3 protein-coding genes and 2 pseudogenes are annotated in these 5,983 nt (G+C 69.2%); all 5 read left to right on the forward strand.

What is annotated here, in order from left to right; all coding sequences use genetic code 11:
- Positions 1-42: 42 nt before the first annotated feature.
- A pseudogene (locus JMF90_RS20350) lies at positions 43-2,121 on the forward strand (efflux RND transporter permease subunit); the annotation flags it as partial.
- 36 nt (positions 2,122-2,157) lie between these two features.
- On the forward strand, positions 2,158-3,387 hold the full coding sequence (locus tag JMF90_RS20355; protein ID WP_027812951.1) for an efflux RND transporter periplasmic adaptor subunit: 1,230 nt from the start codon (positions 2,158-2,160) through the stop codon (positions 3,385-3,387).
- 5 nt (positions 3,388-3,392) lie between these two features.
- Positions 3,393-4,904, forward strand: coding sequence for an efflux transporter outer membrane subunit (locus JMF90_RS20360; protein WP_011547790.1), 1,512 nt, complete (start codon positions 3,393-3,395; stop codon positions 4,902-4,904).
- A 33-nt stretch (positions 4,905-4,937) separates the two neighbouring features.
- The gene (locus JMF90_RS20365; RefSeq protein ID WP_011547791.1) at positions 4,938-5,633 is read left to right on the forward strand and encodes a heavy metal response regulator transcription factor; all 696 of its coding nucleotides are present in this window, start codon (positions 4,938-4,940) and stop codon (positions 5,631-5,633) included.
- Positions 5,630-5,983: pseudogene (locus JMF90_RS20370) on the forward strand (two-component sensor histidine kinase); the annotation flags it as partial. The gene JMF90_RS20365 and the pseudogene JMF90_RS20370, both read left to right, overlap by 4 nt.

Raw genomic sequence — 5,983 nt, forward strand, 5'->3', positions numbered from 1 at the left:
CCGTAATAACTTCGTATAGCATACATTATACGAAGTTATACGATTTCGATCCCGCTGTCGATCTTCACGTCGCTGATCGCGCTGTCCGCGCTCGGCGAGACCATCAACATCATGACGCTGGGCGGCCTCGCGCTCGCGGTCGGCATTCTCGTCGACGACGCGACCGTCACGATCGAGAACATCGAGCGGCACCTGCATCTGGGGACGAACCTGCACGATGCGATCCTCGAAGGCGCGGGCGAGATCGCGGTGCCCGCACTGGTGTCGACGCTGTGTATCTGCATCGTGTTCGTGCCGATGTTCTTCCTGACCGGCGTTGCGCGCTTCCTGTTCGTGCCGCTCGCGGAAGCCGTGGTGTTCGCGATGCTCGCGTCGTACGTGCTGTCGCGCACGCTGGTGCCGACGCTCGCGATGCTGCTGTTCCGCCCGCAGCAGGCGAACACCGGCGCCGATCATTCGACGTCGCGCTTCGCACGCATCCATCACGCGTTCAACCATGCGTTCGAACGGCTGCGCGCGTGGTACATCGTGCTGCTCACTATCCTGCTCGTGCGCCGCCGCTTCTACGCGCTGTGCTTCCTCGGCTTCTGCGTGCTGTCGACCGGCCTCGTGTTCATGCTCGGCCGCGATTTCTTCCCGAACGCCGATTCCGGCAACCTCCGGCTGCACGTGCGCGCGCCGACCGGCTACCGGATCGAGGAAACCGCGCGGCTCGCCGACCAGGTCGAGCGCGTGATCCGCGCAACCGTGCCGCCCGACGAGCTCGGCGCGATCGTCGACAACCTCGGCCTGCCGGTGAGCGGCATCAACCTGTCGTACAGCAACGCCGGCACGATCGGCACGCTCGACGGCGAACTGCTGATCGCGCTGAAACCCGGCCACCGCGCGACCGGGCACTACGTACAGACGCTGCGCACGCTGCTGCCGCAGCGCTTCCCGGGCGTCGAGTTCTTCTTCCAGCCGTCGGACATCATCACGCAGATCCTCAACTTCGGGCAGCCGGCCGCGATCGACGTGCAGGTGCTCGGCAACGATCTCGCGAGTAACATGACCATTGCGAGCAGCCTGATGAAAAAGATCAGGCAAATCCCCGGCGCCGTCGACGTGCACGTGCTGCAACGCAACGACGAGCCGACCCTGCTGGCCGACATGGACCGTACGCGCATGCAGCAGCTCAATCTCTCCGCGCAGAACGTCGCGCAGAACATGCTGATCTCGCTGTCGGGGAGTTCGCAGACGACGCCGTCGTTCTGGATCAACCCGCGCACCGGCGTCCAGTACCCGCTGCAGATCCAGACCCCGCAATACAACCTGTCGTCGGTCGACGACCTGCTCGGCACGCCGATCTCCGCGAGCGGCCGCACCGGCACGCCGCTGCAGCTGCTCGGTAATCTCGTGCAGGTCCGCAGTACCGTGAACCCGGCCGTGATCACGCACTACAACATCCGCCCGGCGATCGACGTGTACGTGAGCGTCGAGGGCCGCGATCTCGGCGCGGTCGCGGGCGAGATCGACCGCATCGTGGCCGACGCGCGCGCGACGCTGCCGCGCGGCACCGACCTCACGATGCGCGGCCAGATCGAGACGATGCGCACGTCGTACATCGGCCTCGGCGCGGGCGTCGCGATGGCGATCGTGCTCGTCTACCTGCTGATCGTCGTCAATTTCCAGTCGTGGCTCGACCCGCTGATCATCATCAGCGCGATGCCTGCCGCGCTCGCCGGCATCGCGTGGATGCTGTTCATCACCGGCACGCACCTGAGCGTGCCCGCGTTGACGGGCGCGATCATGACGGTCGGCGTCGCGACCGCGAACAGCATCCTGGTCGTGTCGTTCGCGCGGCAACGCCTCGCGGCGGGCGCGCCGCCGCTCACGGCCGCGCTGGAGGCCGGCGCGACCCGCATCCGGCCGGTGCTGATGACGGCGCTCGCGATGATCATCGGGATGGTGCCGATGGCGCTCGGTCTCGGCGAAGGCGCCGAGCAGAATGCGCCGCTCGGCCGCGCGGTGATCGGCGGGCTGCTGTTCGCGACCGTTTCGACGTTGCTGTTCGTGCCGCTCGTGTTCGGCGGCGTGCATGCGCGGCTGGCCCGGCGGCGTGCGCGCCAGGCCGGACACTGACTTTCGCCCCACTACCCGGTTGAACTGGTTGAATTCATGGAAGAGAAACATCACAGCGCCGTCGGCATCCAGGTGGACGAACACGGCATGCACCTGCCGGCGCGCGCGTCGGTGTCGCGGCGCGGACGGATCGTCCTGATCGTGATCGGCGTGCTGCTCGCGGCGGGCGCCGCGCGCACCATCGTCGTCAACGTGCTGAACCAGCATCGCCTCGACGCGGTCGCCGCGCAGAACACGCGCCAGTACGTGAGCGTCGTGCATCCGGTCGACGCGGCCACCGGCGGCAAGCTGACGCTGCCCGGCACGCTGCGCGGCTTCGTCGAGGCGCCGATCTATGCGCGCGCCAGTGGCTACGTGCTGCGCTGGCAGGCCGATATCGGCGCGCACGTGAAGCAGGGACAAACGCTCGCCGAACTCGACACGCCGGAGCTGAACCAGGAACTGGCGCAGGCCACCGCGCAGCGCCAGCAGGCGCAAGCCGCGCTCGCGCTCGCGAAGACGTCGTTCGACCGCGCGCAGCAGTTGCGCCAGCGCGATGCCGTGTCGCAGCAGGAACTCGACGACCGGCAAGGCGCGTTCAGCCAGGGCAGCGCGAACCTCGCGGCGGCCGATGCGAACATGCGCCGCCTCACCGAGCTGAAGGGCTTCCAGCGGATCGTCGCGCCGATCGACGGGATCGTCACGCAGCGCAACGTCGACGTCGGCGATCTCGTCAATTCCGGCAACGCGGGCCGCTCGCTGTTCACGGTCGTGCAGGCCGACCGGCTGCGCCTGTACGTGCAGGTGCCGCAGGCGTATGCGCAGCAGGTGAAGGTCGGCCAGCACGTGAGCGTCGCGCAGGCCGAGCTGCCGGGGCGCACTTTCGACGGGACGATCACGCGCACGTCGCAGGCGATCGACGTCGCGACGCGTTCGCTGCAGATTGAGATCACGCTGCCGAATCCGGACGGGCGGCTGCTGCCCGGCGCGTACGTGCAGGCGACGCTGCCGATGACGCCGGTCGGCCGCCTGCAGGTGCCGGCCAATACGCTGCTGTTCCGCGCCGAAGGCCCGACGGTCGCCGCCGTCGATGCGAACGGCCAGGTCCGGCTGAAACAGGTGACGGTCGTGCGCACGATCGGCCAGACGCTCGAAGTCGACGGGCCGATCACGCCGAACGACCGCCTCGTCGCGAACCCGAGCGACGCGCTCGCGACCGGCGACCGGGTCGTCGTGCAGGCGCCGGCGGCACAGCCCGCCTCGGCGGTCGCGGGGGCGAAGTCGTGATCGCGATGCGCCCCCGCGTGCACCCGGCCGCGATCGGCGCCGTGGCGATCGTCGCGGCCGCGGTGCTCGCCGGCTGCACGGTCGGCCCGGATTACCGGCGCCCGCCCGTCGATACGCCGGCCGCGTGGCGGCTCGACCCGGCCGACGCATACTGGCAGCCGGCCGCGCCGGCCCGCGCGCCGCTCGATCCCGCCTGGTGGACCGCGTTCGGCGACGCCCAGCTCGACGCACTGGAAGCCGACGCGCTGCGCAACAACCAGAACCTGAAGGCGATGGCCGCGCGCTACGACCAGGCGAAGGCGACGCTCGCGTCGGTGGCGTCCGCGCAGTATCCGGCCGTCGGGCTGAACGCAAGCGGCCAGCGCTTCAAGATCTCCGCCGACCGGCCGCAGACCAACTACGCGACGCAGAGCATGTCGACCGTGCAGAACGACATCCAGGTGGGCGCGGCGGTCAGCTACGAACTCGACCTGTTCGGCCGCGTGCGGCGCAACGTCGAAGCCGCGCAGGCCAGCACCGAGCAGTCGCGTGACGATTTCGCAAACGCGCGCCTCGTGCTGAGCGCCGACCTCGCGTCGAGCTATTTCACGCTGCGCGAGCTCGACACCGAGATCGACGTCGTCAAGCGCTCGATCGACCTGCAACAGAAGGCGCTCGATTACGTCAGCGCGCGCCACGACCTCGGCGCGGTGTCGGGCCTCGACCTGTTGCAGCAGCGCGCGCAGCTCGACGCGACCCGCACGCAGGCGCAATTGCTGATCCAGCAACGCGCGCAGGTCGAAACCGCGATCGCGACGCTGGTCGGTACGCCGGCTCCCGCCTTCTCGCTGCCGCCGCGCGTGGTGCCGATCAACGCGCCCGCGCTGCCGACCGGGATGCCGAGCGACCTGCTGCAGCGGCGCCCCGACGTCGCGTCGGCCGAGCGCGCGATGGCCGCCGCGAACGCGCAGATCGGCGTCGCGCGCGCCGCGTATTTCCCGCGTATCACGCTGTCGCCGGACATCGGCTGGGACGCGACCCGCTTCGCGGGCCTGTTCACCGTGCCGGCACTGCTGTGGTCGGTTGGCGGCTCGCTCAGCCAGCCGCTGTTCGAGGGCGGCAAGCTGAAGGCCGGCGTCGATTTCGCGCAGGCCGGCTACGTCGCCGCGCAGGCCAGCTACCGGCAGACCGTGCTCACCGCGTTCCAGGAGGTGCAAAATGCGGTGACCGGCCTGTCGGTGCTCGCGCAGGCCGCGCAGCAGGCTTCCGCGGCCGTCGACGACGCGCGCAAGCTCGTATCGCTTGCGCAGGACCGCTACGCGGGCGGCCTGACGCCGTTCATCGACGTGCTGACGGCCCAGCAGCAGTTGCTGACGAGCGAGCGCCAGGCCGTGCAGATCCAGGGCCAGCGCGCGGCGCTCGTGGTGTTTCTCGCGAAGGCGCTCGGCGGCGGCTGGGACGGCGATGCGGCGAGCGGCCTGGCGCCGTCCGACGTCGCGTCGGCGGCCCCGCAGCGCGGCGCGGGTGTCGGCCCTTGACCCGCCCTTAACCCGGTTACGCGGAAAACGAACATGAAAGTACTGATCGTCGAGGACGAACCGAAAGTCGTCGAATACCTGAAGAGCGGCCTGACCGAGGAAGGCTGGGTCGTCGATACCGCGCTCGATGGCGAGGACGGCGCGTGGAAAGCCGTCGAATTCGACTACGACGTGGTCGTGCTCGACGTGATGCTGCCGAAGCTCGACGGCTTCGGCGTGCTGCGTGCATTGCGCGCGCAGAAGCAGACTCCCGTGATCATGCTGACCGCGCGCGATCGCGTCGACGACCGCGTGCGGGGCTTGCGCGGCGGCGCCGACGACTACCTGACCAAGCCCTTCTCGTTCCTCGAACTGATCGAACGGCTGCGTGCGCTGACGCGCCGCGCCCGCGTGCAGGAATCGACGCTGATTTCGATCGGCGACCTGCGCGTCGACCTGATCGGCCGCCGCGCGACCCGCGACGGCGCGCGGCTCGACCTGACCGCGCAGGAATTCCAGCTGCTCGGCGTGCTCGCGCGGCGCAGCGGCGAGGTGCTGTCGAAGACGACCATTGCCGAGCTCGTGTGGGACGTGAACTTCGACAGCAATGCGAACGTCGTCGAGACGGCGATCAAGCGCCTGCGCGCGAAACTCGATGGCCCCTTCGCGGAGAAGCTGCTGCACACGATCCGCGGGATGGGCTACGTGCTCGAGGCGCGCGAGGACGGCGACACGGAGCGGCGCGCATGAAACGCTCGATCATCCTGCGGCTCTCGGCGATGTTCGGCATCGTGTCGCTGCTCGTGTTCACGCTGGTCGGCTGCGGGCTGTTCGTGATGATGGAGCGCCAGCTGTTCGCCGAATTGCGCGCGACGATCGACACGCGCGCCAAGGTCGCCGCGATGATCGTGTCGCACGCGACCACGGCCGCGCGCGGCCGCCTGATGCAGGAAAAACTCGCCGATCTCGAACCGCCCGACGGCTCGACGCACTACCAGGTGATCAGCGACAACCCCGCGTTCCGCTTCGGCAGCCCCGTCGACGGCGTGCCGCTCGATCCGCCGTTCGGCGCGTTCCAGCGCTACCAGCTCAACGACAGC

This window comes from Burkholderia sp. E168m23 (genome assembly GCF_016586125.1).
In the GTDB taxonomy this organism is placed as follows: Bacteria; Pseudomonadota; Gammaproteobacteria; order Burkholderiales; family Burkholderiaceae; genus Burkholderia; species Burkholderia orbicola.